The 25,978-nt window shown below is 42.3% G+C and carries 18 protein-coding genes; 4 read left to right on the top strand and 14 right to left on the bottom strand.

The annotated features are described in order from the left end of the window. Positions 1-182: 182 nt before the first annotated feature. Positions 183-1,109 carry a ketopantoate reductase family protein gene (locus AC04NP_RS16485; protein WP_482860924.1) on the bottom strand — a complete coding sequence of 309 codons (927 nt, stop codon included), beginning with the start codon at positions 1,107-1,109 and terminating at the stop codon, positions 183-185. 275 nt (positions 1,110-1,384) lie between these two features. Here AC04NP_RS16485 and AC04NP_RS16480 point away from each other — a divergent pair, with 275 nt between their 5' ends. Both AC04NP_RS16480 and AC04NP_RS16475 read left to right on the top strand, forming a co-directional pair. Further along, on the top strand, positions 1,385-4,276 hold the full coding sequence (locus tag AC04NP_RS16480; protein ID WP_482860923.1) for a carboxypeptidase-like regulatory domain-containing protein: 2,892 nt from the start codon (positions 1,385-1,387) through the stop codon (positions 4,274-4,276). 4 nt (positions 4,277-4,280) lie between these two features. Continuing rightward, a complete protein-coding gene (locus tag AC04NP_RS16475; RefSeq protein WP_482860922.1) occupies positions 4,281-8,915 on the top strand; it encodes an MG2 domain-containing protein in 4,635 nt (1,544 codons plus the stop codon). Positions 8,916-9,330: 415 nt separating this feature from the next. On the opposite strand, the gene AC04NP_RS16470 is transcribed toward AC04NP_RS16475, so the two are convergent. The 8 genes from AC04NP_RS16470 to AC04NP_RS16435 form a co-directional block, all read right to left on the bottom strand. Beyond that, positions 9,331-10,806 (bottom strand): hypothetical protein, encoded by a 1,476-nt coding sequence (locus AC04NP_RS16470; RefSeq protein ID WP_482860921.1) that lies wholly within the window; start codon positions 10,804-10,806, stop codon positions 9,331-9,333. 169 nt (positions 10,807-10,975) lie between these two features. Further along, a complete protein-coding gene (locus AC04NP_RS16465) occupies positions 10,976-11,908 on the bottom strand; it encodes a hypothetical protein (protein WP_482860920.1) in 933 nt (310 codons plus the stop codon). Positions 11,909-12,092: 184 nt separating this feature from the next. Continuing rightward, on the bottom strand, positions 12,093-12,755 hold the full coding sequence (locus AC04NP_RS16460) for a response regulator (protein ID WP_482860919.1): 663 nt from the start codon (positions 12,753-12,755) through the stop codon (positions 12,093-12,095). A 6-nt stretch (positions 12,756-12,761) separates the two neighbouring features. Then, the gene (locus AC04NP_RS16455) at positions 12,762-13,580 is read right to left on the bottom strand and encodes a sensor histidine kinase (RefSeq protein ID WP_482860918.1); all 819 of its coding nucleotides are present in this window, start codon (positions 13,578-13,580) and stop codon (positions 12,762-12,764) included. Continuing rightward, positions 13,567-14,211, bottom strand: coding sequence for a hypothetical protein (locus AC04NP_RS16450; RefSeq protein ID WP_482860917.1), 645 nt, complete (start codon positions 14,209-14,211; stop codon positions 13,567-13,569). Before AC04NP_RS16450 ends, AC04NP_RS16455 begins: the two co-directional genes overlap by 14 nt. Positions 14,212-14,290: 79 nt before the next feature. Continuing rightward, on the bottom strand, positions 14,291-15,247 hold the full coding sequence (locus AC04NP_RS16445; RefSeq protein WP_482860916.1) for a hypothetical protein: 957 nt from the start codon (positions 15,245-15,247) through the stop codon (positions 14,291-14,293). Positions 15,248-15,820: 573 nt separating this feature from the next. Further along, complete coding sequence (locus AC04NP_RS16440) at positions 15,821-16,672, bottom strand: aldo/keto reductase (RefSeq protein ID WP_482860915.1); 852 nt, start codon at positions 16,670-16,672, stop codon at positions 15,821-15,823. A 57-nt stretch (positions 16,673-16,729) separates the two neighbouring features. Beyond that, on the bottom strand, positions 16,730-16,891 hold the full coding sequence (locus AC04NP_RS16435; protein ID WP_482860914.1) for a hypothetical protein: 162 nt from the start codon (positions 16,889-16,891) through the stop codon (positions 16,730-16,732). Positions 16,892-17,058: 167 nt separating this feature from the next. Between AC04NP_RS16435 and AC04NP_RS16430 the strand changes: the two genes are divergently transcribed. Further along, positions 17,059-17,634, top strand: a complete 576-nt coding sequence (locus AC04NP_RS16430) for an RNA polymerase sigma-70 factor (RefSeq protein ID WP_482860913.1) — start codon at positions 17,059-17,061, stop codon at positions 17,632-17,634. Positions 17,635-17,954: 320 nt separating this feature from the next. Here AC04NP_RS16430 and AC04NP_RS16425 read toward each other — a convergent pair whose 3' ends face one another. The 4 genes from AC04NP_RS16425 to AC04NP_RS16410 form a co-directional block, all read right to left on the bottom strand. Beyond that, on the bottom strand, positions 17,955-18,530 hold the full coding sequence (locus tag AC04NP_RS16425) for a hypothetical protein (RefSeq protein ID WP_482860912.1): 576 nt from the start codon (positions 18,528-18,530) through the stop codon (positions 17,955-17,957). A gap of 146 nt (positions 18,531-18,676) precedes the next feature. Beyond that, on the bottom strand, positions 18,677-19,888 hold the full coding sequence (locus AC04NP_RS16420) for an LPP20 family lipoprotein (protein ID WP_482860911.1): 1,212 nt from the start codon (positions 19,886-19,888) through the stop codon (positions 18,677-18,679). Beyond that, a complete protein-coding gene (locus AC04NP_RS16415) occupies positions 19,885-21,138 on the bottom strand; it encodes a CsgG/HfaB family protein (protein ID WP_482860910.1) in 1,254 nt (417 codons plus the stop codon). The genes AC04NP_RS16420 and AC04NP_RS16415 overlap by 4 nt, the downstream gene beginning before the upstream one ends. A gap of 11 nt (positions 21,139-21,149) precedes the next feature. Then, entirely contained in the window at positions 21,150-22,370 is a 1,221-nt protein-coding gene (locus AC04NP_RS16410) for a proline and serine-rich protein 1 family protein (RefSeq protein ID WP_482860909.1), read from the bottom strand. 277 nt (positions 22,371-22,647) lie between these two features. On the opposite strand from AC04NP_RS16410, the gene AC04NP_RS16405 reads away from it, so the two are divergent. After that, positions 22,648-24,453 (top strand): tetratricopeptide repeat protein, encoded by a 1,806-nt coding sequence (locus tag AC04NP_RS16405; protein ID WP_482860908.1) that lies wholly within the window; start codon positions 22,648-22,650, stop codon positions 24,451-24,453. Between the two features lie 99 nt (positions 24,454-24,552). Here the strand turns inward: AC04NP_RS16405 and AC04NP_RS16400 are convergent, their stop codons facing one another. Continuing rightward, positions 24,553-25,974 carry a SusD/RagB family nutrient-binding outer membrane lipoprotein gene (locus AC04NP_RS16400; protein WP_482860907.1) on the bottom strand — a complete coding sequence of 474 codons (1,422 nt, stop codon included), beginning with the start codon at positions 25,972-25,974 and terminating at the stop codon, positions 24,553-24,555. Positions 25,975-25,978 lie beyond the last annotated feature (4 nt).

Here is a 25,978-nt window from a genome sequence, read left to right as displayed (position 1 = left end):
TATTCACTAAATGTATGTATTATATGGAGAATTTAAAAACCCTTTCAAAAAAAATCTTAAATAGCGCATGCCTCCCGCGGCTGTTGCACAACATTTTCGACAAAATCCTTCGTGTCTCTTTGTGTCTTGGTGCCTCCGTGGTGAAAAATGATTAACCACCAAGGCACAAAGAGACACGAAGGTTATTGTTTTACCCGGTTTTGGGACTCAATTGGCAGGAGGCAATGATAAATGAAGGAGTTGACCGGTGCTTCAACACCTTGGGCTTCTGCCAGTTTTACAACAGCGCCTGTCAAATATTCGAGCTCCGAAGGGCGTCCTTCCATTAAATCCCTTTGCATGGAAGAGGTGGCATGGTAGGGCAAGCTATCCACTATGTTCATGGTTTTTTCTTTGTCCTCTTCCTTCAGTGCTACTCCCAGGTGCCTGGCCAGGGTATATATTTCCGAGATCAATTCCTGCAGCAGCTTTCTGGTTCCGGGCATTTCACGATTTACGCCGTATGAAGACCGTGTTAATGCGCCCAGTCCGCCGGTACAAATGAACATGAGCTTTTTCCATAAGGCGGCATCAATATCTGAGGCAATGGTTGTGGATATCCCAGCCTGCTGAAAAAGCGATTGTAACTTTTCAATCCTGGCTGACCGCTGGTTGCCCAACTCCCCCATAGCAATTGAAGGCTCATACATCATATGGTTGATAATCCCCGGGCCTTCTATCCGGCTGATGATTTTGCACAAACCACCTACAAGATTACTTTTTCCGATTACCGCCATAATCTCCTCATTGGCAAATACACCGTTCTGAAGTGGGAGAATGACTGTTTCAGGCTTGATAAGATCCTTTACTGACCGGGCTGCCTCTTTTACCTGCCAGGACTTCACCCCAAGAATAATCAAATCCATGGCGCCCAGACCAGATACATTGTCAGTAGCCTGCGGATAGGTAATAGTAAAATCGCCTTTGGGACTTAGTATTTTCAGTCCGTTGGCATGCATGGCCTTGAGATGTTCGCCCCTGGCGATGAAAGTAACATCACCACCGGCCTGTGCCAGCCTGCCGCCAAAATACCCTCCTACCCCTCCGGTGCCGTAAATTAAAATTTTCATTTCCCCGATAATGGATGATTATAGGACAAACTTCCTAAAACCAACTATGAATTAAAAGCCTGAAACCAACATTTTGAACCAGCGTTACCAGTGCATTGACGGACAGGAGGCAGCAGGAGTCAGGAGCGAGGAGTCAGGGGTCAGGAAATGTGACAACTCCTGACTCCTGACACCTCTCCTCTGCCCCTTCTATGTTGTGCAAAGAAAAAATCCTTTTATTTATGGAATTTATAAACACGGTGCATCTTATGGTTAGCATAAAACTATGATCGCTTATGAAGATACTTTTTACCTTAATCACCATTTTGCTACTTTATCACCAGACCCCTGCCCAGATGCGGACAATTTCAGGCAGGCTAACTTCAAGCCAGGATGGCAGTCCCCTGCCCGGGGTTAACATAATCATCAAAGGTACCGGTACCGGCACAGTTACGGATGCTGAAGGTTACTACGCTATAACAGCTCCCATCGGGGCCACTTTGGTATTTCAATTCATCGGTATGCAACCACGTGAGGTGGTTGTAACTAAGGATAACCTGCCACCGGTAAGACTTTCAAAAAAACAAGCAAGTAAAAGGGCAGGGCGAAAAAAAACTGAGATAAGCGCCATACCCATGTCTTTGTACCGCGACACTACAGTACAGGAGAGAACAGGAATCACCACTTTAACAGACGAAACGCCATCCTATAAACGTGCGGGCAACATCGACCCGGCAACGGTGCGGTCGATTAAAAAATTGAAGGACACTTACGTTATTAAATCATATGATTTTCCTGAGAAAAGAACTGGTTTTGGCTTACAATTCACCTCATCTTTGAATGTTGAGTCTATTAATCGACTGCCTTCTGTTCAAAAACAATATGCGCAGGGCCGGCCTACTGGTGGCAATATGCTATGGAGGGGGGCGGATCAGCTGGAACTTTTCTCGTGGGGGCCATTAATTCGTACGCTGGAATTCGATGGGAGCCATTATCCATACGATAAAAACGGAAGACTTACTGAGGCCGGAAAAGGCAATGGTAAAGCGGCCGGAAGTTATGATGCTTTTTCATTTTTCAGAACCGGTCTGGCAACGGCGAATGAGCTTATGCTAACATTACCTGGACCGCAGCATAGTACTTTTGTTTTCGACCTTGAAAACAGAAGAAGGACTGGCGTCATTCCTAATTCCGTTTATAAAAAGGCGAATTTTTCTTCAAGGCTTAATAATTTTCAGCTTCTCAGAAATATTACTGCCAATGCGTCTGCTGCTTTTAACCGGTCAACCGGCGATTTACTAACCCGGGGAGCTAATATGGCCGTTATCGCAGGCAGTGTCTACCGAACTCCACCGACCTTTGACAATACCAATGGCTTGCCGGTTAGAACTGCCATAAACGCGGCGGAATCGTATCAATTACCAGGAGGTGCTATACGCACCCATGCGCCGGATTTGGTTGATAATCCCTTCGGGCTCGTAAATGAGTTGCCCGACCGGGAGGAGCTCGAAAGGTGGATGGCATCTTTGCAGCTCAGATACCATCCCACCAATCCTTTCAGCCTTACACTGAATGCTAATGTCGATCGTCAAATGAGTGAAAACTTCTTTGGGATTCCTCATGGCTACTCCGGATATCCCGCAGGAAGATTGACACACCGGAAGGATGATCAGACATTTGCCCATCTGGCGATTACACCATCTTACCATCATTTTCATGATCGCGGTGATTTAAAAATTAGCCTGTCCTATCAGGCGCAATACACCGACCGGGCCCTGGACCGAATCGATGGCTTTGGCTTTAACGTTGAAACTTTCGGTACGCATGAGTTGGCTGATTCTACCGTTACAATAAATAAGCAACTTTCAAGAACTACACACGAGGTAATGGTCAATGCCAGATACAGCTACAATAACTGGTTGAATATACGTTTTGTCAACCGGCATTATTTTTCAAATACAGTTGATTCGAAACAATATACTAATCTTTTTCCCTCAGGGAGTTTAAGTATTAATTTGGCAGAACTAATCGGTTTAGGGGCGATTCATGAGTTGAAATGGCATACTTCTGTTACACGCACCATCCGGGAAGCCCCCCTATTGTATACAAATTGGTCATATGGCTCTACTTTGATGGCCGTTGAAAACTACAATGCCTTTTATGAGGCATCAGAATTGTTTTTCATGTCATCCCTTATGCCCGAAACAGAGCGAAAATTTGAAACGGGCTTAAATTTGAAAGGATTCAATGGGTTATCACTGGCTTTCATCTACTTCAATAATCGCACAAGTGATTTTATTGTACCCGTTGGGGATGTTGATCGCTTCAACCTTCAAAATGCTGCCAGGATAAAAAATTATGGTAGAACCATTTCAGCCGGGTATATCAGGCATAACGGTGTTTTTCGATATGGGGTGGATTTAAAATGGAGCAAATATGAAAGTATTGTCGAGGAAATTTACACTGGCAATGACCTGATTCCATTGGCAGGATTCGAATCGGCGCAGTCGGTTCTGGCTCCGGGACAGCCGGTAGGCGCTATTTATGGCACTTCCTACATCAGAAACCAGGCAGGCATGAAAGTAATAGATAACACCGGCTTTCCCCTGAAAGATGAAGCATTGAAAATGATTGGAAATCCGATACCGGATTGGACGCTGGGGTGGTCATCTTTTTTTGAATGGAAACAGCTTAAACTTTCATTTTTATTCGATTTCAGGAAAGGTGGGGAGATTTGGAATGGCACCAATGCGGTGCTTGATTACCTGGGTAGATCCGCAACTACCGGTGAACTCAGAAATACTTCCGATTATATTTTCGAGGGCGTCGGTATCAATGATAACCCCAATACCATTCCGGTAGACTTCAGTGACCCGGAAGTTCCGGTAGAGGATAACCGCTGGGTTCGCTATGGCTGGGATGGCATTGGCGAAGATTATATTGAAGACGCTTCCTGGATACGGCTCAACGAGCTTACTTTATCTTATTATCTTAAACGCTCATGGAATAATAATATCCTCAAAGAGGTTAAGCTTTCACTGATAGGACGCAACCTGTTATTGATTACCCCCTATAGCGGTGTCGATCCGGCGGCCCATCTATTTGGTGATGGAACCGGGGCGGGATTAGACCTTTTCAATTCGCCCGCTGTCAGAAGTTATAGCGCCCAGATTACCATAAAAATTTAAATTTATGAGACGATACCATTACTTCATACTTATATCCGGAGTTTTGTTTATCATGATTTCCGGTTTCCGGCTTATTCAATATTCAGATTTTCTGCAAAAGCTGAAACAAAGCCTTCTGGCTTACAATACCAACTATCCGGAAGAAAAGGTTTACCTGCAATTTGACAAACCATTTTATAAACCTGGTGAAGATATATGGTTCAATGCATTTGTATTGAACAGTAATACACATCAACCTACCGGCCTCAGCGATGTGGTATATGTTGAATTGATAGACCCAAAGGGAAATGTCGCCTCCCGGTTAGCCCTCATCATAACAGAAGGCACGGCGCCTGGTGATTTTCATTTGCAGGAAACAGCACCGGGTGGGCTTTACCAAATCAGGGCTTTTACCCGCTGGATGAAAAATTTTGGAAAAGATAACCTGTTCAAGAAAGATATCCAGGTGCAAAGGGTTATCACACCTCGTCTGCTGCTTAAGCTGGACTATGAAAAAGAATCATATGGGCCGGGTGATGAGGTCAATGCGCAACTTATTGTTACCAACTTAAAAAATGAAAAAGTGGCGAATGCCTCCATCGGCTTTAGCGTTAATATCGATGGAACCGAAATCTTGGAATCAAAAGTATTCTCAGATGCGCAAGGTTTGGCAAAAATTTCTTTCCGGCTCCCTGATAGTCTGAATACCACCGATGGACTGTTACAGGCGATCATTGCCACAAACGGTATGGAAGAGTCTATTTCCCGCTCTATTCCTATTGTCTTGAATAAAATCACCGTACAATTTTTTCCCGAAGGTGGCTACTGGGTTGAAAATGTGAATACAAGAATTGCTTTTAAGGCAGTGAATGAATTTGGGAAAGGTGCTGACATCTCAGGCACTGTCATTGATGGGGATGGCCACTTCATTACGCAGTTTGAAAGCTTTCACAGGGGCATGGGGGCTTTTGATATAAAACCGTTGGAAGGTAAAAAATATTTTGTCCGCCTCGATACCCCCGCAGGTAATGAAACTTTGATACTTTTGCCACCTGCTCTTGTCTCTGGTTTTGTATTCAATCTGAAAGAAAACAGCGATTCATTCATTGAATGGTTGGTTCATGCGCCTGTTTCGGGCAATGTACACCTTGTTAGCCACGTTCATGGTGAAATTGTCTATGCCAAAAAGGTTAGCCTGGTAAAAGGTGAAAATTTAGTCAAAGTATCCACCGAAAAGTTTCCTGCCGGCATTGCTGTCTTTACCTTATTTGATAAAAATGGTGTGGAACAATGTGAGCGGCTGGTTTTCTTGAAAGGTAAAAAAGGGTTAAACATCCGGCTTCATCCTGACAAAGAATATTACAGTCCGCGTGAAAAGGTTGAATTGACCATTGAAACCAGTGATAGCGATGGAAAACCGATTCCTGCCAGACTTTCGCTGTCTGTGACAGATGATCGACTGATCTCTTTTGCGGATGATAAGCAGGATAACATACTATCTGCCTTCCTCTTGTCTTCGGAGGTAAAAGGGGAAGTGCAGGAGCCCTCATTTTACTTTGACCCACAGGAATTGAAAGCTGCCCAGGCACTTGATTACCTGTTGATGACACAGGGTTGGCGAAGATTTACCTGGAAGGAGGTAAAAGAAACCAAAAGGACGATCACAATCACTCCGGAAAAGGTGAAAAACCTCACCGGCAGGGTTGTCAATACCGCCGGAGACGGTTTTCTTTCGGAAGTAATATTATTGGAAACGGGCAACCGAAAAAGAATTGCCAGTGTTCAGACCACTAAGGAAGGGAATTTTGTTTTTAGGAACATCGACCCCACCATTCCTGTGCTGCTATTCACAAAAAAACCGGGGCAGATTATCCTTCCGACAGAAAAAACAATTCAGGTTTTATCCGAACACCGGGGAGGAACCACTTCTCTTCCGGATATTGTTGAAGATGTGGCTGATGCGATACCTGCCCTGACGCCCACCAATGAAATCCGGGAATTTGCCGGTGAGAATGAATTGAACATCAGCCTGGTAGAAGACAACAGCCGGTTAGAGGAAATTATCGTCTTGGCTTACGGTGTTGGAAACAAAAATGATTTAGTGGGTAGTGTTGTTAAGATCGGTGATAACCGTTTGGAAACAATATTTTCTTCGCCGGCGGTTGAAAATGTTATCCAGGGCCGGGTGGCCGGCGTGACCGTTAAACCACAAACAGGGAATGCCGGTTCGCAGACTCATCTGACCATCAGGGGAAACAGCTCGCTTAGCGCTGGCAGCACTGAGCCGCTATATGTAATTAATGGGCACCCTGCCGGCACCGGTTTAAACCAAAATTTTTCAAACAGCCATATGATCGGACCGGATAACATACAGACTATTGAATTTATTCACTCTCCGGAAGCTACTGCATTATTTGGAAGTGCTGCGGCTCATGGAGCCATATTGATTACTACCTGGCCCGGAATGAGTCACTATCTGAATTTTAAATACAAGAAAAATCCGGCCAGATATTCCCACGTTACCATTAATCCCCGTCAATTTTCACCTGTAAGGGAGTTTTATGTCCCTCCGCCTGCTTTCAAAGCCCAGGGCAAACGTGAGGACTTCCGGTCTGCGATCTATTGGAAACATACAGTTGCGACCGATGAGTATGGTAAGGCAAAACTTTCATTTTACAACAACGATGCTGTCAGTGCTTTTCGAATAACTGCGGAAGGAATCACCGGATCCGGTCTGATCGGGCGGAATGAAGAAGCCTACTATACCCGGCTGCCGTTTTCCCTGGATGCTAAATTGCCTGATTTTCTCGGCTTCGAGGATGTTTTAAAATTGCCGGTACGGGTAAAAAATGAGACTGCATCGGTACTTACAGGCAAAATCCTGTTGACCCTACCTGAGGAACTTTCCGTCCGCGAGTCCACTGAAATACAAATTCAGGTTCCTCCGCAATCTTCCAAAACTTATGCGTTTACTATTGCTTCAAAAGCCATCAAAGGAACATTTCCCATCACCTTAAAACTGGAATCACCCGGATTTCAAGATGAAATCAAACACCGGATTGATGTGCAGCCAGCAGGTTTTCCGGTGAGTTTAAGCTTTGCTGCCAGGGAACTGGACAAGACCTTTCGCTTCACTATTCATGACCCGGAACTTGGCTCGGTAAAAGGAAAATTCACTGCTTTTCCGGAAATCCTGGGTGATCTTTTCACAGGTGCCGAATCTATTTTGCGGATGCCACACGGATGTTTTGAACAGGTTTCGTCGAGCACTTTCCCAAACATTCTGGCCCTGCAGTTTCTGAATCAATCTGGCACTATCAGGCCAGATGTTGAAAAACGGGCGCTGTTTTATATTAAGAATGGCTATAAAAAACTTACGGCCTACGAAATAAATGGAGGTGGTTTTGAGTGGTTTGGCGACCCTCCGGCGCACGAGGGGCTAAGTGCTTATGGGTTACTGCAATTCCATGAAATGAAGAAAGTTTTTCCCGGGGTGGATGAAAAGATGGTGAACCGCACCCGGGACTGGCTCCTGAGCAGACGTACTGGCAGAGGCGGATTTAAGCAAAACCTTGGAAAATATGGATTTTCTGCCGCCTCCAAAGCGGTTAACGACGCTTACATAACTTTTGCATTATCAGAAACCGGAACAAAAGATATGCTGAAGGAATACAACCACGCCTTGACCGAATCGCTCAAAAGCAGAGACATGTACCGTATGGCGTTGATGGCCAATGTTGCTTTTAACCTGGGTAAACCGGATGATTACAGTAAGTTAATCCATATTTTCAGAGAAAAGATGAACGGTGAAGGAATTGCCGGTCTGAAAATGGACCACTCAATCGTCAGGGGTTATGGCACCTCACTGCAAACCGAAACCGTCGCCCATTGGGCTGTCGCTCTGATGAAAGCCGCTACCCCGGATTATGAACTCATCGAGAAATGCATGCAGGTAATATTGAATAACCGCCACCTCGGTGGTTTTGGCTCGACACAAGCCACTGCCACCGCCCTCAAAGCATTGACAGCATATGCCCAACTCTTAGGCACGACCCTGGATGATGGAGAAATACAGATCCTGGTGGACAATAAAATCATTGAAAGGCTTCCGTACGAAAAAGAAACCAAAGAAAAGCTTGTCTTAGATACGTTTGCGAGAAATTTTGAAAGCAACAAAGTACATAGTTTAAGAATTCTGTATAATGGAACCGGCAAACCTTTATCGTACTCCGTAGATCTCCAATGGTATACCAAGAAACCGCTGTCCAATGCTCAGTGTCAAGTCAGCCTGGCCACTTCACTTGATAAACCGGCCGTAAAGGTCAACGAAACTGTAAGGCTGACGGCATCACTCAAAAATAAATCATCTGAAGGATTGCCTATGACCATGGCAGTAATCGGTATACCGGCCGGACTAAGTGTACAACCCTGGCAACTAAAAGAATTACAGGAAAAACAAGTGTTTGATTTCTACGAACTTGAAGGTGGTAAATTAATCCTCTATTACCGCGAAATGGCACCGAAGGCGATTCAAACCGTTAAACTGGATTTGAAGGCTGAGATACCCGGAACCTATACGGGGGCTGCCAGTTCGGCTTACCTGTATTATACAGATGAATATAAACATTGGGTCGAGGGTAATTCAATTTCCATTAACTGATCAGTTCGTACACCCAAAGAAAAAAACATGGCCCAACCGGGCCATGCCGATCATTATGAAAAAATCTCTCTTGCCGCCGGTTGGTTGTGAATTATGAAATCTGTTATAAAACCATGAACCTGTTATTTATTGTGTATAGGTCGAAGCCGTTAGGGAAATTGTAACCGGCATCAAAAGTTTTACAATTTTTGTGCCCTTGGAAAAAACAGCATGTACATGCAAAAATTTACCTACTGGGAGGAATACAAGCTCAAAACTGCCATTTCCTTATGAAAGAACAATTTCGTTGTCCCAAAATTCTCCTACTATCATACATCTTCCCCTACTCAATTTCTCCGGATAATTCTTTGCCTCTGCAAATTCGACTTATTTAAAATTTGAGTAAAATTCATTATCCGAAGTAACTGCGCAACTATCATTTTCTGGCAAAGTTCCAAACAACGCCGATATAATAGCCTGTCTTCATTTTTTCGAATGTAGGAACGGAAGAAAGCGACTGTGGTACAGGGTTATTCGGATTTCTGCCATCATCAGAAACCGTCTCACTCAAACTCTTCACTTTGCTCCATACCAAACCGGCAGAAATTCCCAATGATTGCTTCTCAAGAAACAACGCGTGCCAGCCCAGGAAGTATCTGGATTTTCCATCGGTTAAACCGATTCCGTATCCGAGAGAGGGGCCGTGCCGTGCCCAACATCGCCGAAAGGAAAAATTAACCAATGCACCAAAGGTAATATCTCCCTCGAACCCATCTTCTCGTTTAATGACCCTGGTGGTATCTGTTTCCCCCTGACTATTCATGGTGATCTCATTATCCAAAAAGTAGTTTCTTTCCCAAAGTGAGTTGTATAAGAACCCGGTCGAAAAATCTATATCCATACCTTTGCAAATGGGGGCATCTATCTTTTGAATAAACACGGTGTCTTTGGGAGCGTATTTATTAGTTAAGGCCACATTTATTCGCGCTGCATCGGCATTTTTGGTGTAATAAAAGCTTTCGGTGGTTTGCACTTTCTTAGGGTTTGCGAGATTTTGGAGGATGGGTAACCGCTCAGTAATCTTGATTTTATTTTTGACATACTTATGGGATAAGTTAATGCTTGCTATTGAGGCTAGTAACTTACGGTCGACTTTAAGCCTGGAATCAATCGTTTTGTCTATAGTCTCTTTAAGGGCATCCAGCGCCAATAAATCGTTACTTATTGAGTCCGCCAGCATGTTAATATCATCTACTCCATACTTGCTGGTATATTTGGCAAGTTCCTTATCGACAAAGCGCATCATATCCTGAGGATAATTCTCCATATTCTTTAGGATATGGAGGAATTTGGAGCTGTTAGTATTCACATAATTTATATTTTTATATATATCGTTGTATTTTTTAATTTTTGAATTTAGCAATTCGTAGGATTCGATCAAGTCACGGTAATACGGTAACTGGCTATTGGATATCTCTAACTCTGATAGAATTATATTGTCCTTATAAGTCGATTTACCTCTCAGATCTTCTAAAGACAATTCTTTACTTCCAACCTTGAGAGTTTCTGGGCCTGGAATTACATTAGGACCAGGTGGGATGGGCTGTTGATCCAAACTTATCAAACCAAAATAAGCACTCAGCGACCCGGGAATGCCTACTTTGAAATTGACAGTCTTTGCACTTAGAATTCGTAAATCATATTTGTATTCATTGGGATTCTCAATTTCAAAATAGTATTTAATAGCCTCTTTCCTGCCAAGCTGGCACCTTTCATTTTGAAAACTATTGAGTACATATTTCCTTTTTACGCGATCATATTGGATAGTTATCTTACACCCTTTTTGGGATGATTGTCCATGCAGATCGGCTACTGTGAAAAGCAATAAAATCAGTGTTACATATTTAGGCATGACAACTAATATTTAGAAAATGAAGTAATTTTGTTAACATTTAAAAAGAGCAGATTTTACGCCATCAGGCAATACCCAAGATTGGATATTTGCCTGATGTAGAAATTTATAAAACAGGTGCTATCGACACATAATTGGTATCAATTGGTCTCTGTTTTTCCGGATGATATCATATTTTTTTTATCCGTACACCTACCTGAAGCTTACCGGAAGCCGCAGGCAAATAGACCTTATCAATGCCAAATTGAGCGTCCAGCACTGGTATTGAAGCGATTAATTTTGAAGTATCATAAAGATATACCAGCCGGTCCGCCATGGCCTTATTGACAATTCCTTCCAGCTTAATTTTTCGGAAATACTTGTAGTCCAATCTGAACTTTGTGAATTTTCCTTGTACAACAATCATGGAATTTCTAATTGATGCTGTGGCAAGGGCTTCTATCTTAAATTTCAATGAAATGGAGATTCTAAATACCCTTACCCACTTCCAGGTAATTCTCCATCGCGTGCATAACCGGCTGCAGCGGATTGAAGGTCTTCGCATCCATAATTCCCCGGTTGCATTTGCCCTAACCTGGCCATTTTTCAGTTGTGTTGCAGGGCTATTGAAAATGACATCTGGTCTGCTTAATGCTGTTCCGGATAACTTTGGAATATGGAACTTAAACTTTATGCCTTTAGCAGTTGACTCATAAAGTCCTGGCACTCCTTTTTTTATGATGGTTTCCAGGTATTCTTTTGGAGGGCCTTCATAAGCAGGGTCTGTGCAGGCTTTCAAAGCACTTTTTGCTTCCATAACTACCAGGGATGCTTCATTGAGCACAGCCTCTTCAATGGAGTTGTCATTACTGGCGTCATAGTCTCCGGTGCTGTTACCAGCATAATCGATCGCAATCGAACCGGTATTATACGATCTGGTAAGTAAGTCTTTTATCTCATTACTTGTGAAGTCGTATTGTAAACCTTTCGATACTTCGAATGCGCTTTGAACTTTGTGCGGGAAAGGCTGGTTAATGTCGAATAAATCGATCGGATATTTGGCCGATTTGACGATTTTGTCCGCAATGGATTGATTTAGAATAGTGATTAAATCTTGTGACATGGCTATTTCATTTGATTTACAATATGTATTACTTTTTATAAAACTTGTTAATTCAAATTTCCGGAAGTCAGCGATAGCGATCAAGGGTAGTTAATGCGTGTCGCAAGGGGCCTTATACCCTGTTGAGGTGATGGGTTTTTACCTGTAAGTAGTGATGGAAGATAGCCTGTAAGGGGTTGGTATTTTAAAGGTTGTCAAAAAGTTGATGTTTTAAAACGAACAAGACCAATCCCGTTTTCGACTTAATCGCAAATTTTTCAAAAATAGACTCGCGATATCCATCAACAGTGCGATGTTGAACGCCCATTATGCCAGCAATTTGATCATAGGTGTATTCACCTTCGTGACAAACCAGTTTAAGGAATTCACGCTCTCTGTGGGATAGTTGTTCTACGATCATTTCCTGCTCGCTTTTCTTCTCCGGAGCGATCTCATTTTGAAGGGAATAGGTTAAAAATTCATTGTGAAAGTAACCACAGCGGAATATTTCATTTAAAGCCTCTCGCATGGTTGCCGCAGAGCAGTTTTTTTGTAGATAACCCCTCACACCCAATCGAAATAGCTTAAGTATTCGGGTTTCATCTTCATTCAGTGTAAGTATAAGGATGGGAACCTGACAGCCAAAACCATTGAGTATTTCTATGGCCTCTTCTCCATCCAATTCAGGCATTGTAATGTCCAATATAATTAGATCCGGTAGGGGATCAAACGGGTAGGCATCGACAAACTGCCTGCCATTATCGAATTCGTTAATTATTTTGAATTTCCCTAACTTTTCGATGAGTTCTTTCAGCCCATTGCGGACAATGATATGATCATCGACTAATATGATGTTTTTATTTTCCATTTTCTTTTAGGTTTTCTTCTGATCTTTTCGGAGTATATAGGTACAACCATGGCCAGGTGACGACGCAATTTTGCAGTTTATTTTTGCTATTTCAGACCTTTTGATAATATTACGGAGCCCTGAAGACCTTAAACTGTCTAGGGTTTCCTGTACCTTGAAACCACATCCGTCATCTTTAATTATTAGTTCAAAGTAGGGGTAATCTTTCAATAAAATACATAAATTTCTAGCACTGGAATGACGAATAGCATTGTTGACAACTTCTTGAAATATCCTGAATATAATCAGTTCCTGATCTTTGTCAATTTCATTCCTGCTATAATTATGTTCCCATTGAATTTGAAATTTTTTAAGGTTTTTTTGTCTGTCTACTTCAAGTTGAATAGCTTCATTTAGACCGATGTTGGCCAAATAATCAGTATTTAACGATCTGCTAAGTAATCTTAATTGAACCGAAGTTTCTTCCAGATAGTGGTCCGCAGACTTAAGTACTTCGCAAAGCTGAGGGTTATCAAGTTTTCTGTTTTCAACTTCCAAGCGCAGACAGGTAAGCAGGTGTCCAATGTTGTCATGAAGTTCTTGACCGAAATGTTGCATAAGTTGCTCACTTAATTCTCCTTCGACTTTTCTAAGCTCCTTTTCATATTTTAGGCGTGCCCGTGTTAGTTCAATTTGCTGATTGGCACGTTGCCGGCTCACCATAAAAAAAGAAATAGTTATCCCCGCTATGAGAATCAAAATAAGCAGTGTTGTAAGTATAATTGTTATGACAACATCATAGTCAATCATTTGAAAGTGGGCTTTAAATATATTATTGTTTGGCATACAGCCAAAAACTTATCGCTGCCATCAAGTAACGGAGGTTGCCTAAAACATCCGTAATAAAATAAAAAAGCCATGTGTTTAGATCGGCTGAAAGTTTTTGAAAATAATGAACAAGACCCATGTATGGGACATTACCCGAAAAATACATAATTAGCCCCAGGCTGAGCCAGAATTCCGGTTTAATTCTCCTTGGTGGTTGTCTTTTCACCACAGAACCAAACAAAATGAAAATATATATAGAAACTGTTACTATTCCCTCGGTAAGAAAGGCATAATTTGCAAATAATAAAAATCCTTGCTTAGATAGCTGATAAACATAAATAACCAAAAAAATAACAAAGCCGGCAATGATATACCTGCCAGCTCTTTTGTTATTAAAATAAACATAACCTGCCCACAGCAACAAGCCGCATTCCAAAAGTATATAAATATTGAAGACCCATTGATTGTTCAGTGGAAGATCATGGCTTTTTTGATAAATTGTGACAGCCCGGGCCCCTGCATAGTTGACCATGCCCAATACTACCTGGAAGCAGCTAATCTTTAAAAATCCATTTAATTCTTTAAAAGTATATCCTCCCACCCCACACGCAACAAAAAGAATAAATGATTCTTTTATCACCTGTAGCATGCTGGTCTTTTTTAATGAAACTTTCCCAAAAATAAAAAACTTTTGCTTAAATCATTTCTTTTAAAGTGGTTTATTGTATTTATCTTTTGATTGGATAGATTAACTTCTGACAACTAGGTGGACACAAATGAGCCAGATTGCCAAAATGGCCACTTGGAGGTACCAAAAACTTGTATATTGTACAGTCCGGACATTTAAATACAAGGGTATGTTTGTTCCTTTTCCGTGCAAAGATGTTTAACCGGAAGTTTTTCTTAAAATGAGCTGAATTAAGAGGAACTATTGGCTCCGAGTAGTCACAGGAATCTGCGACCCTACCTTCATTGCTATCATCATCTTCCCAACAAGCGTTCCTATGATATAAAAGAAACAATTCCTGAAATGAAAAAATAGCCGATTTCGAATCACCTTTCCAATTCGATCTGTTTTCGAATGATCTCCATTTTTTACGATGCTTTATCTGTATCTGAGTTTTGTACTGTTCCAATGCATCCCTGACGTCCCCTGTATCTGCTTTTTGAAAAGAAAGGATTGGCCCACCAGGATTATCCGGCTTTTTGTAACAGTAATATAAATTTTTGTCTACCGGTTTAATACAGCCTTTTACCCTGCGGCGTTTGGATTTATAAATAGCCAAGTAAATGGGTTGATAAAAAAGTTTTATCAACCCATGGCTGTCTAATCCATAATAAATCTTCAATGCAGTAATATACCGTTCTTTGTCATTCAAGGCTATTTGTGCAGCCGAGTCTGCCGATCTGTAAAGTCGGATAAACGCTGACATTACAATCTTTTCCTTTAGTTCCGGGATTTCAAGCCGTTTTGCTTGCTTTTTTTTAAGCCTGAAGACATTTTCAAACCTGTTTCTCCCTTGCCTGGCTTGTGATGGGCTTTTGAAAAAATCATCTAAGTCCAGCTTATGTTCTTTTTCAAATTTAAGGGAGCTTTTTAGGGAAGTGTCCTGGGCATACGTATAAAGGCAAGATACACCTAAAGTCATGGTCAGTAGAAAAAAAAATCTAATTGTGGTTTTCATAAGCTTTTTTTCCCGAAATAAGTAAGTTGAGAACAATATAAAAAATCATTCAATCCGTGATTTTATGCATGAGCTATGGGAAATAATACCCGGGATCATGTGCATAAAACCCTGTTTTCGATGCCGTTTTTCTCTTGTAATTTAGCATTGGGCAGATCATAAAATTATTGATTTTGTAAGAAGATGGGTTTAAATATGTGTTTTTCCTTGCTAAATGTTAACCTTGGGGTGATCGCCTTTATTTTCACAGTTTTTCATCTTTTGTTATCTTTTTTATTCTTTATAAAGATTATTCTGAAAGGGTATTTTCGGAAAGGCAATTTGCTTATGGCCTTTCTGACGATCAATTTGCTCACGCATCTGGCTTGGCTGATTTATCTTTACATTTTAAATGATATTTTTATTAGAATCGGATTTGTTCTTGAGATAATTTGTAGTATTGTATTCCTTGTGCTGTTGGCATGGCTTAAAATCAAAAAAAGCGTTGAGGACGAAGTGCATGGCAGCGAGCACTAGTGGCTGTTGCACAACCTAAGACTGTGCTTGTATGTTTTTATAGGCGAAAACCTCTGGCTAAAAATTAAAATTATCAGGATCCGGCCCAACCCTTTCTCCCCTATCCAGGGCATCGATGCCGGTCATATCCTCCGTGCTAAGTTCAAAATCAAAAATATCGGCATTACTGATGATTCTTTCCTTTTTCACTGATTTGGGAATCGTCACCACCCCTTTCTGCAGATTCCAGCGCAATACAATCTGAACCACTGTTTTTCGATACTTGCCGGCCAGGGCTACAAGCTCCGGGATTTCAAATATTTTTCCCTTCATCAAAGGTGACCACGCCTCATATTGAATACCATGCCGGTCGCAAAAATCCAGCAGGTTTTGCTGGACCAGGTATGGGTGAAACTCCATCTGATTAACCATAGGTGTAATTTCGGCATCCGGCAGCAAATCTTCTAGGTGGTGTTGCATAAAATTGCTCACCCCAATGGCTTTGGCTTTTCCCTGCCGGTAGATCTCTTCCATAGCTTTCCAGGTATCTTTGTATTTTCCCTTGACAGGCCAGTGGACAAGGTACAGATCCAGGTAATCCAATCGCAACTTGTTAAGGCTTTCTTCAAAGGCTTGTAAGGTACTTTCATACCCCTGCTCAGAGTTCCACACTTTGGAAGTGACAAATATGTTTTCCCGATCGACAGCGCTGTTATTGACGGCATTTCCAACGCCTTCTTCATTTCCGTAAATGGCGGCAGTATCGATGTGTCTGTATCCGGCCTCCAGAGCATAAGCTATGGCCTTTTCGACCTCATTGCCATCTTCGGCGAGATAAACACCCAGTCCCAGGTAGGGCATACGCACGCCATTAGCCAGTGTAACCGTTCCGTCGATGCCTGTAATATTTAATTTTGCTTTGGTTTCCATACAAGCAAAAATAAGACTTATATGATAAATATCATGCCGGGGAGCGTTTAAATTGAATCACTGCCCTGGTAGATTTGATAATGCCCCGCTGTTCAGTCCGCCAGCAGCAAAAAGATTAAGCGCAGGTTCATCACGGGTTTCACGCAGTTGCAAATTGACAGTCGCTCCAATGGCATCCGCGTCTATGTCAGTAGCAAGTGCTTTGGTCAGTGTAATCATATTGGACGACTCTCCGGTTTTCGATTAAATAATCGTTAAGAAATGCCGCCGCCGCTTAACTTCACACAGACTTAGCAATAACTTAACACTAATTAGCCGATCGATTAAATTTTGACCTATACATTTGTAATCGACCTTGCTTAATTCACTAAAACTTTAAAGCTGAAATGCCGGATAATCTAAACATTGACTATCACTTCGAAAGGGTCACAAAGCGAGGCGACCGTGAAAGTTTTAAAGTGGTATTTGAGCATTTTTACCCTGTCCTTTGCAATTATTCCCTCCGGTATTTAAAAGACCCTGAAGTGGCGAGGGATCTGGTATCGGATGTTTTTTTCAGGCTATGGAACAAAAGGGAAACCATTGTCATTAAAGATTCGCTCAGGGCTTATTTTTTTACTGCTGTACGCAACAGTGTTTATAATTATTTCAGGGATCATTCAAATGAATTCACAGGCATTGAAAATTATCAGATACAAGCTACCCATTCCAAGCCTGATGAGTTATTTGCATTTGAAGAAGCAAACAGAAATATTGAGTCAGCCATTGAGCAACTTCCAACCCAGTGTAAAAAAGTTTTTATGCTTAACCGGTATGAAGGAAAAAAGTATAAGGAAATTGCTTTGCAACTCAACATATCACAAAAAGCAGTGGAAGCCCAGATCGCCCGCGCCCTTAAATTTCTTAATGCTGAAGTCAGGCAGGACCTTCTTATTTTAGTGTTAGTATCCTTAGCGTTGTAAGCACGGCCACTTCTTTACAAATGTATGACTATCAATAACTTGTATCCATATCATCCAGTAGGCTTGCCGGGACAATTTCAGAGTTTTTACTGAAGTTATTAACATTACCGACGCCCCGGTAAGATTCTACCAGGGCGTACGATCACATCCCACTTTCCAGGAATTTTATTCCTGGTGGGCCAGGGTCGGTTTAAAGTTCAACCTGTCTCGGTATTAAATTTAAATTGACAGTTGACAATTAGGGAGGGGGGTGATCATGGATATGGATACATATCAACCATTAATTATCAATTAAATTATCAATTGTCAACTGTCAATTATCAATTCCTCCCCCTCCTCATTTCCTCTTCAAAGGTCTGTTTAAATTTTTCGTAGTCATAGTCGATTTTCAGCCTGTCGTCTTTAGAAAGCCGCTCATTATAGGTCGCAATCAGATCCGTGGCGGAAAGTTCAATGGCCAGGTAGGTTTTGTATCTTCCTTCGCTGGTTCTGGTAAGTTTTTCGCAAATAACTTTTACGCCTGAAAGCCGCTGATTAACCACCTCACGGTTTAGTGATTCAAATCTTTCTTCGGCCTCTTCCTTGTTATTGAACTCCCTGGAGTTGACATAATTATCCGTAACGTTCTTGACAGTGGTTTGAATATTGGAAGCCAAGTCTGCCCTGGCATTGGTGAGGGCTTTTTTTCTGGACAATACCTGGTCCAGACTTTCCCCCAATGAGTTGGCACGGAAGACCTTTTCATTCGTAAAATATTCAGCCCCTGAACATGGTAATACCACATCTGTCTCACCCGGAGGTGTAGGACCTGTTGCGGAAGGTTTTTTGGAAGATTTACATCCCTCCAGCAAGACTACATTTGTAATAATCAAAGTGTATAACAATATTCTTTTCATGGTCATTGTATTTTAAAAAACATGTTTAATAAATGGTTGAATAATTTTTTCTTCTAACAGCAGGGTTATGTTCTCTACGGCTTTTACTTCCGCCGCCGCGTAAGATGAATGAATACCTTTCACGCCAAGCAGTTGATCACTGTATATCAAATCATTGTCAGCATTGAAAAGCGGATTTCCAGATTTGCCCAACATACAAACAAGCCGTTAGTCTCCGGACCATGCCGGGTGGTGACTTTGTAGGTTAATCTGAAATCGGAGTTTTCAGGTTTTTCGTCGAAAATAAACCCATGAGCACTCAAAAAGTTAACCAAAGCAGGTTTTATCGATGACCGGGGTTCACCGGCTTCCTGAATAAGTGGTTCTCTCCGAATGTGAAGCGTTACCGGCAGTATGGAAACGCGCACATCAAAGACCGGAAGATTAAACGAATCGACAATTTCATCAACAATCACATGATCCCTTCCGAATGTTCTTAACATCTCCCTCGATAAGGCCAGGGTAACCACCGCACGACCTGTCACAACATCCATCCCTATCAGGATTTGCCCGTTTTGATTGGTTGTAAATTGTCTGTCGATACCCGTCAGAAGGAATCCCTCTGCTATCGAGCCCCGGCAGAGAAGTGTAATCTTCCCGGGTATTCGTTTTGCAGCGCTGATATCGATTTGCTTCTCTCCTATCTCCAGGTCGTTAAGGATTCCCTGGATAGCATTGATACAATAGAGAACAACCGGTTGTTCATTTTCACCGATCTTTGCACGGACCGGTTCATTCAGGTAATTCTTCAAAGCATCGATTGTTTTCAGGTAGCTGTGGATAGCCGTCAAAAACTTTCCATGCTGCTCATTAAAACCGGCATTTTTCAGATGCTCAAGGGCAATGGCCTTTGCAGCTTGCAGTTCTCGATCCTTTAACTCGCGGTAACGTGATTTTGATAGACCATAGGCTACCCAATACTCTTTACCATCTGTCCAATCATCCAGGAGTTCAAACTCCGACAGTTCTTCCAGGCTATTGGTTTTGATAAAAGCCTCATACCTTTCCGTAAACTGTCTCCCAAACTCTGCTTGATACAAAAATGATGTAGCGTCTACGGTGACACTTATTTCTGTTACCATATCTTCCAATGCCTTATCCTTGGCCACACGGTGGTAGTCTACCTGACTGGTTCTGGCACTTCCAAGGCCGACGTAATAACCATTTTGGGTGGGTTTTCTAATCACCCAATCCGGTTTACGGCTTACCACCGGCTGCACCTGGCCAGACATAGGTGGCTCGATGGTATGAGTAGACATCCGGGGGCTGCAGGTCATCGATAACCAGACCGGAAAATATATCAGCAATACTTTTCTCACAGACTCACCCCCAGTAAAAATTCCTTCAAATGTGCTATGGCAGCGGCAGCCAATTGCTGTTCCAATTCATGAAAAAGCCGGGTTTCACTTTTTAAAGCCTTCTGAGGTCCGAAAGATGCCCTGAATTCATTTACATACTCGCCAGTGATAACAATCTCCCCATTCCTAACAGGAAAAAGCGTACCGGTATTACCATTATAGGTCGAAACCACCTTTTCATCTTCAACCGTCCCCAAAACTTTGTTGGCAGTCAATATCTTTCCCGTTTCCACCTCCAGGAGCTTGTAATGAAGGGAAGCGGTCATAGAGGCATGATCGGACTTTTCGAAAAAATCACGGGGCAGGTATCTTTCATTTATCCGCCAGTTCCCTGCTTCATCGAAAACTTTGGAACGTACCTTTTCATAGGCAGTTTGGCCGATAGGTTTTCCTGTATTCCTTTTATACCGGACATCTTCCAGTCGAACAATAAGAAGGTGTTTTACGCCTTTTAGCATTCCGGGAGATGCGGTTGAGCTTTCCTCGAAAAGCCCGGTAAACGCCCTTTTCTGTTCCCTGATCAGTGCATTCAGATCCTCCCTTTCAATCATTGTCAGAAGTGGATGTGACCATTGGGCTATTGCCGACAACATCGCAGTTTTCAAAGCTTCGGTATGCCTGCTATTTTGATCCTGAAGGTCAGCCACAGCCATCGACATCCTTCCTTTTGTCTTTGATTGGTCCAGATAACGGGCATAGTCTTTGTTTTCCGGCTCAGAAGCCAGAAGACTGCTGTAGAGGTCATAAGCCAAAAAATAGTTGCCATTTTCAAAAGCTATGAAGGCTTTTTTCTCCATTTCTTCCTGTCTGCCGGAAGCAGACAACGCTTCGGACTTTTCTTGTATCTTCTGGCGATCCGCTGCAAAGCGGGCCTTCTGGTAAGCAGGCAAGTCGATTTCGATAGAAAAATAAGCCATTTCATCCGTGAGGGTCTCTATCGTTTCAAAAATCTTAGCCGCCTCCTTCCAATCGCCTTTTTGCCGGGCCATAAAATATTCGCTCAACAGGCTCTCCATCCTGGCTTCGGCACATCTTTTCAATCCGGCCTTTGCCCCGGAGTAATACATGTTTTTGTACAAAGCCTGCTTGTAATGATCTATAGCCAGCAAAACCTCCCCTTCTTTTTCAAAAGCGAGTCCTTTTTTATAATCCCTTTTCTGGCAAAATACTGTCAAGGGCAATAAAAAGCCTATTAACAATAACAATCGCATATAATTCAACTTCAATATTGACTTTCAAGAAACCGGTTGAGTTCTTCGACAGACGCTGTATAGGTTAATGCGTCATTCAGTTGATAGTAATTGTTTTGATCGATGGTTCTCGGATAGGATTTTTTTGCTATGGCAATTTTGTCTTCTTCATAGGTGAAAAGGTCCATAAGTGTTTTAACCTGGCTTACGTAAAGGCAATTAACCCTGAGAATCTGCCCTGCGATGTTCATTTTTTCATCGGTAAAAGCTTTGTTTTCTATGGAAGTTATGGCTTTTCTGAAAGCCTGGTCCGACATGCCTGAGCAATCGTTGTTACCGGTACTTGCGACAGGTTGGGCGTTTGTATTGGCTCCACCTCCTGTGAGGTTGTCAATTAAAATCCTGCTGTTGCTGCTGTGCTGCAATTTGACACTCCACGTAGCTCCATTCGCCTCTCTCACGGTGAGTTTGAAATAATCCTTAAACCTTTTCCAATCGGGTTCACGGTAGAAAAAAGGCACATCTGTCTCGTGCGTCACTTGGCCATCGTATGAAATGGCCACTTGGGCCCCAACAGGTTCCTCCATTTCTATTTCCACGCCGGTAAGGCTTTTGATTTTTGTATATTTCCAATCCAGCATCCTTCCGTCGCTTAAAATGATCTTTTTGCCTTCAACCCTTGCGGTAATGTTGCCGGAGGAATAACCGGAACTTACCTGGTGATCAGTACTGCCATCATTTATTACTCCGGCTTCATCAGAGGGAATGTTTACACGCAAATTTACCCCCCCGTTTTCGTTTACTTTCAAATTCAAAAGGCTTCCTGATGATTCCTGCCTGTTATCAGCCATGGCAGTTGCATCCGCATGTCGGGCATTTGATGGCTCGACAGTGACAGGAATACTCACGGTTTGCTCGGCGGCAGGTGGTTTAGGATGGGTACTAACAGGCCTGAATACGTATTTTCCTTTTTTTCCCCTTTTAAGCATGGCCGTCATCTGCATACCTGGTTCCAGCATCATTTGTTTTGATAATACAGGAGCGCCTGCCTCTTCAAATCTGACATTGATGCGGGCAAAATCACCAGCCACATCAAATGCCTCGACCCGTGATGCAGGTGCGTCATTGACCTGCCCGCCATTAATGGATAGATAAAACTTCTCCCCTTTCTCCGTAAACAGGATTACATCTGTATTTTGTGCAATGCCTGAAATGGTCAGAAGATGTGTAATGATTAAAATCAGTCTTGTCATGTCTAAAAAATTTTTAATACTTTTCTCCAAAAACTTATTGCTACAGGTTAAATCGAGGGATAGTATTTTCCATTTTTGTAGCCACGACTACACCATTCCCGGAAGGAATTCTACAAAAAAAGCAGGTTTACACCGGCAAAACTTAAATGGCATCTCTACTCCCTCTCTACAAGCCATGGTTTTGCTTGGTTTTTTTCTCAACAATCCGGTAATTATGTGCCTATTAATCAATCAATTTTAAATAGGGTATCTCTACATTTTCAAATCCACTAAACATATGAGGAAATTTTTATCATTGTTACTCACCTTTTTCATTAGTTTTCAAGCATTTAGCCAATCTCCCCTTATTGACAGTCTCGAACACCACCTCACAAAAACAGACCTTGAAAAAGACCAACGAATCAGAACCCTTATAGATCTTTCGTTTTGGTACTCCATGAAACAACTTCCCGACAAAGCCTTAAACAGATTGAATGAAGCTGCATCCATGGTTACGGAGCAGGATTCCTTAAAATTTAGGCCACTGCTTTACCAGGAGTACTCAAGAATCTACCTTTTACAGGGTGAGTTTTTGAAAGGGATTACATCTGCCGTGATACTCGAAAAATTTGCAGATGCCGAAAAGGCCCGGATAATGGCCGAAGCAGAGACAGGATCACCGCAACCCAGCAACATTATGAACACAGCCGATGCTTATTCGATTATCGGTGAGTTGTATCGCAAAGTAGGTGATTTTCAAAAAGCCCTGAGCTATACTTTGAAGTCCCTGCAGATAGCCGAGTTGCTCGGCAAGCAGGCGTTGATGGCCAATAGTTATAACAATACAGGGATCATTTACAAAGAGCAGGACAATTTTCAGCAAGCCAAAAAAAACTATTTCAGGGCCATGGAACTGAACAAACAATTACCCAACAGGGAATACTACTTAGGATCTAACTATAATAATCTCGGTATTATCTACCGGAATACCAAACAATATGACAGCGCCATCACCTGCTATCGGGAAGGGCTTAAATACACTAAATCCCCTTATGGAGAAGCTACCATTTATAACAATGTCGGGGCGGTTTTTTATGATCTGCAGACCTATGATTCAGCCCAATATTATCATCAAAAGGCATTGGGCATTCAAAAACAATATGGTTATAATGAGCAAATGAGTCTCTCGATGATCAACCTGTCACAGGTACTGAATAAAAAGAAAAGCTACGATGAAAGCCTCGATTTCGCGCTCGAGGCTTACCGGATCAATGAGGAAGAACATTCTTATGATTTGTTAGCCGATGCCGCCGAGGCACTTTCGGAAGCCTATAACGGTTTAAAAGACTTTGAAAACAGCTTGTTTTACTTTAAAAAATTTAAGCAATACAACGACAGTGTTTACGATGAAAACAAACGAAAGGAGATCATCGGACAGCAATTATTGTTTGAAACCAGGGAAAGGGAAAAAGAGAATCAGCTACTTCGCCAGCAGGCAGAGTTGAGTGAAGCACAAATCAAATTTCAGTACCTCATCGGTATAGTGTTAGTGGCCATTTTACTGCTGGCTGTTTGGATACTCTTTCTTAACACAAAACGGAATAAAATCAAACATGAACTTGCCCAACAGAAGTTAACTAATGAACAAACTGAGAAGCGATATCTTGAAAAAGAATTAAATTTTAAAAACAAGGAGCTTGTTAACTTCGCGCTCCAAATTGTAGAGAAAAATGATTTCATGACTGAGGTCACCAGGGAGATAGATAAATTATCCAGAGCGGGCTCTAATGGGTTTGAAAGACTGAAAGAGCTTTCAAAAAAGCTGAAAGCCAGTCATATTATTCATAAACATCAAAAAGAATTTGACGCCCATGTCAACAGTGTTTACGAGTCATTTTACAACAAGCTCGAAAACAAGTATCCGGATTTGACCCAAAATGAAAAGCGGTTGGCTGCCTTGTTAAGACTCAAGCTGAGCTCGAAGGAAATTTCCTCGATCACAGGAATCTCATCCAAAAGCGTTGATATGAGCCGGTACCGGCTCCGGAAAAAGCTAGGCTTGGATACTGAGGATAATTTGATCGAAATTTTAAATCAAGTGTAGGAGATTAATTGGCAATTGACAATTATTATGGATTAATGTGAACTTCCCCATTTCGCCGGGAGCGAATGGGGAAGTAATATTCAATATAGTAAAATATAGCTATTGGTTGACCGGCGTTTTTATAAAAATACCCGAGTCTTCCCTGGGCGAATTAGCGTTTGTATTCAGCTCATCATCGGAATACGGGAATCTTTCCGGATGCATGGTAGCGGCTGCATTGTTCAGAGGAAAAGGCACAATTAGATCTGAATCATCTTTACGCAGCCGGCGGGCATCGTTGAATGGTATAAATGTTCCAAATCCCGACACATACCGCTCTTCGACGATCTCCCTCAGCAATGCCCGGCTTTCATTGATATTATCTGCATTCTCTATACCTCCGGGGGCAAAATCGGCCGCCTCGTAAGCCTCATAGGTAAAAGGCATATCCTCGAAATTGGCATTTAGAAAGCCTCCGGTATTTAAGTAGGCCCTTAACTCGTTCAAGTGCTCCAAACCGGTATTAAAATCGATGGTTCTTGCGCCCGCCTCAGCCAGAATTAAAAGATTTTCCTGAAAGGTTACGAGATTGTGCGGTTCAAACTGCTCGATAATTCCTTCATTGGCCCTGCCCCCGGTTTCATCAATTCTGTAATAGCCAAACCTGGCTCTTTCATCGGTTTTGGCATTATACCGGTTAATGACACTCACGGAATCCAAAAGCTGCATCAGGTAACTATCACTTGTGCCAATGTCTCCGGTTCGGGACCCTTCCAGAATCATCCAAAAAAGGTTTTTGTCCCCTTCGGTAATGGATTCATCGCCTCTGGGCTTATATTGCATGGAGCCATCGGCAGAAGAAATGCCACTGCCGGCAGCAGTGTAGGCATTGGTATAGTCCTTAAGTTGCAGATAATACCTGGCCTGCAAAGTATAGGCTGCTTCAAGCCATTTACGGGCATCGCCATTAAAATAGATATCCTGTGACAAATTACGGCCCGTGATGCCATTCAAATCAGCGATAGCGGCATCCAGTAATACAATAAGGTCATTAAAAACTGAAACCTGATTGTCAAAAGCCGGGTCTTCAATTTCTTCATTGTTAATTTCCGAATAAGGAACATCACCACACAGTGAGGCCATGGTGCCAATAGCATGGGCTTCCAGCACCTTGCCGATGCCTGTGAGCAAGGCATCATCAGGGGCTAGCTGCTGCATATGCCTGACATTGGTGATTACTCCGGTATAAACCCGGTTCCAGGCGTTAACGGATTCGGCAGTAGAGATGGAGTAACCAAAGATATTGGAATATAATGACGTTAAGCCCACCAGTTGGCCACTCCACAGCCCGCTTATTCGATTTAAATGACCGGCCTGGACAACTGAATTGGCCAGCATGGCACCTGTTAAAAACAATGCTGCTTCGGCTATCTCGTCGGACGTAATCCTGTTAGGGTTGTCGTTGATATCATCCACTAAACTTTCACATGAGCCCAGGATTACTCCCATGGTTATTAATAGGATTAATATTTTCCTTTGCATGATT

It is taken from the genome of Agaribacillus sp. DX54 (genome assembly GCF_056858335.1).
This window is presented reverse-complemented; position numbering and strand designations above follow the sequence as displayed.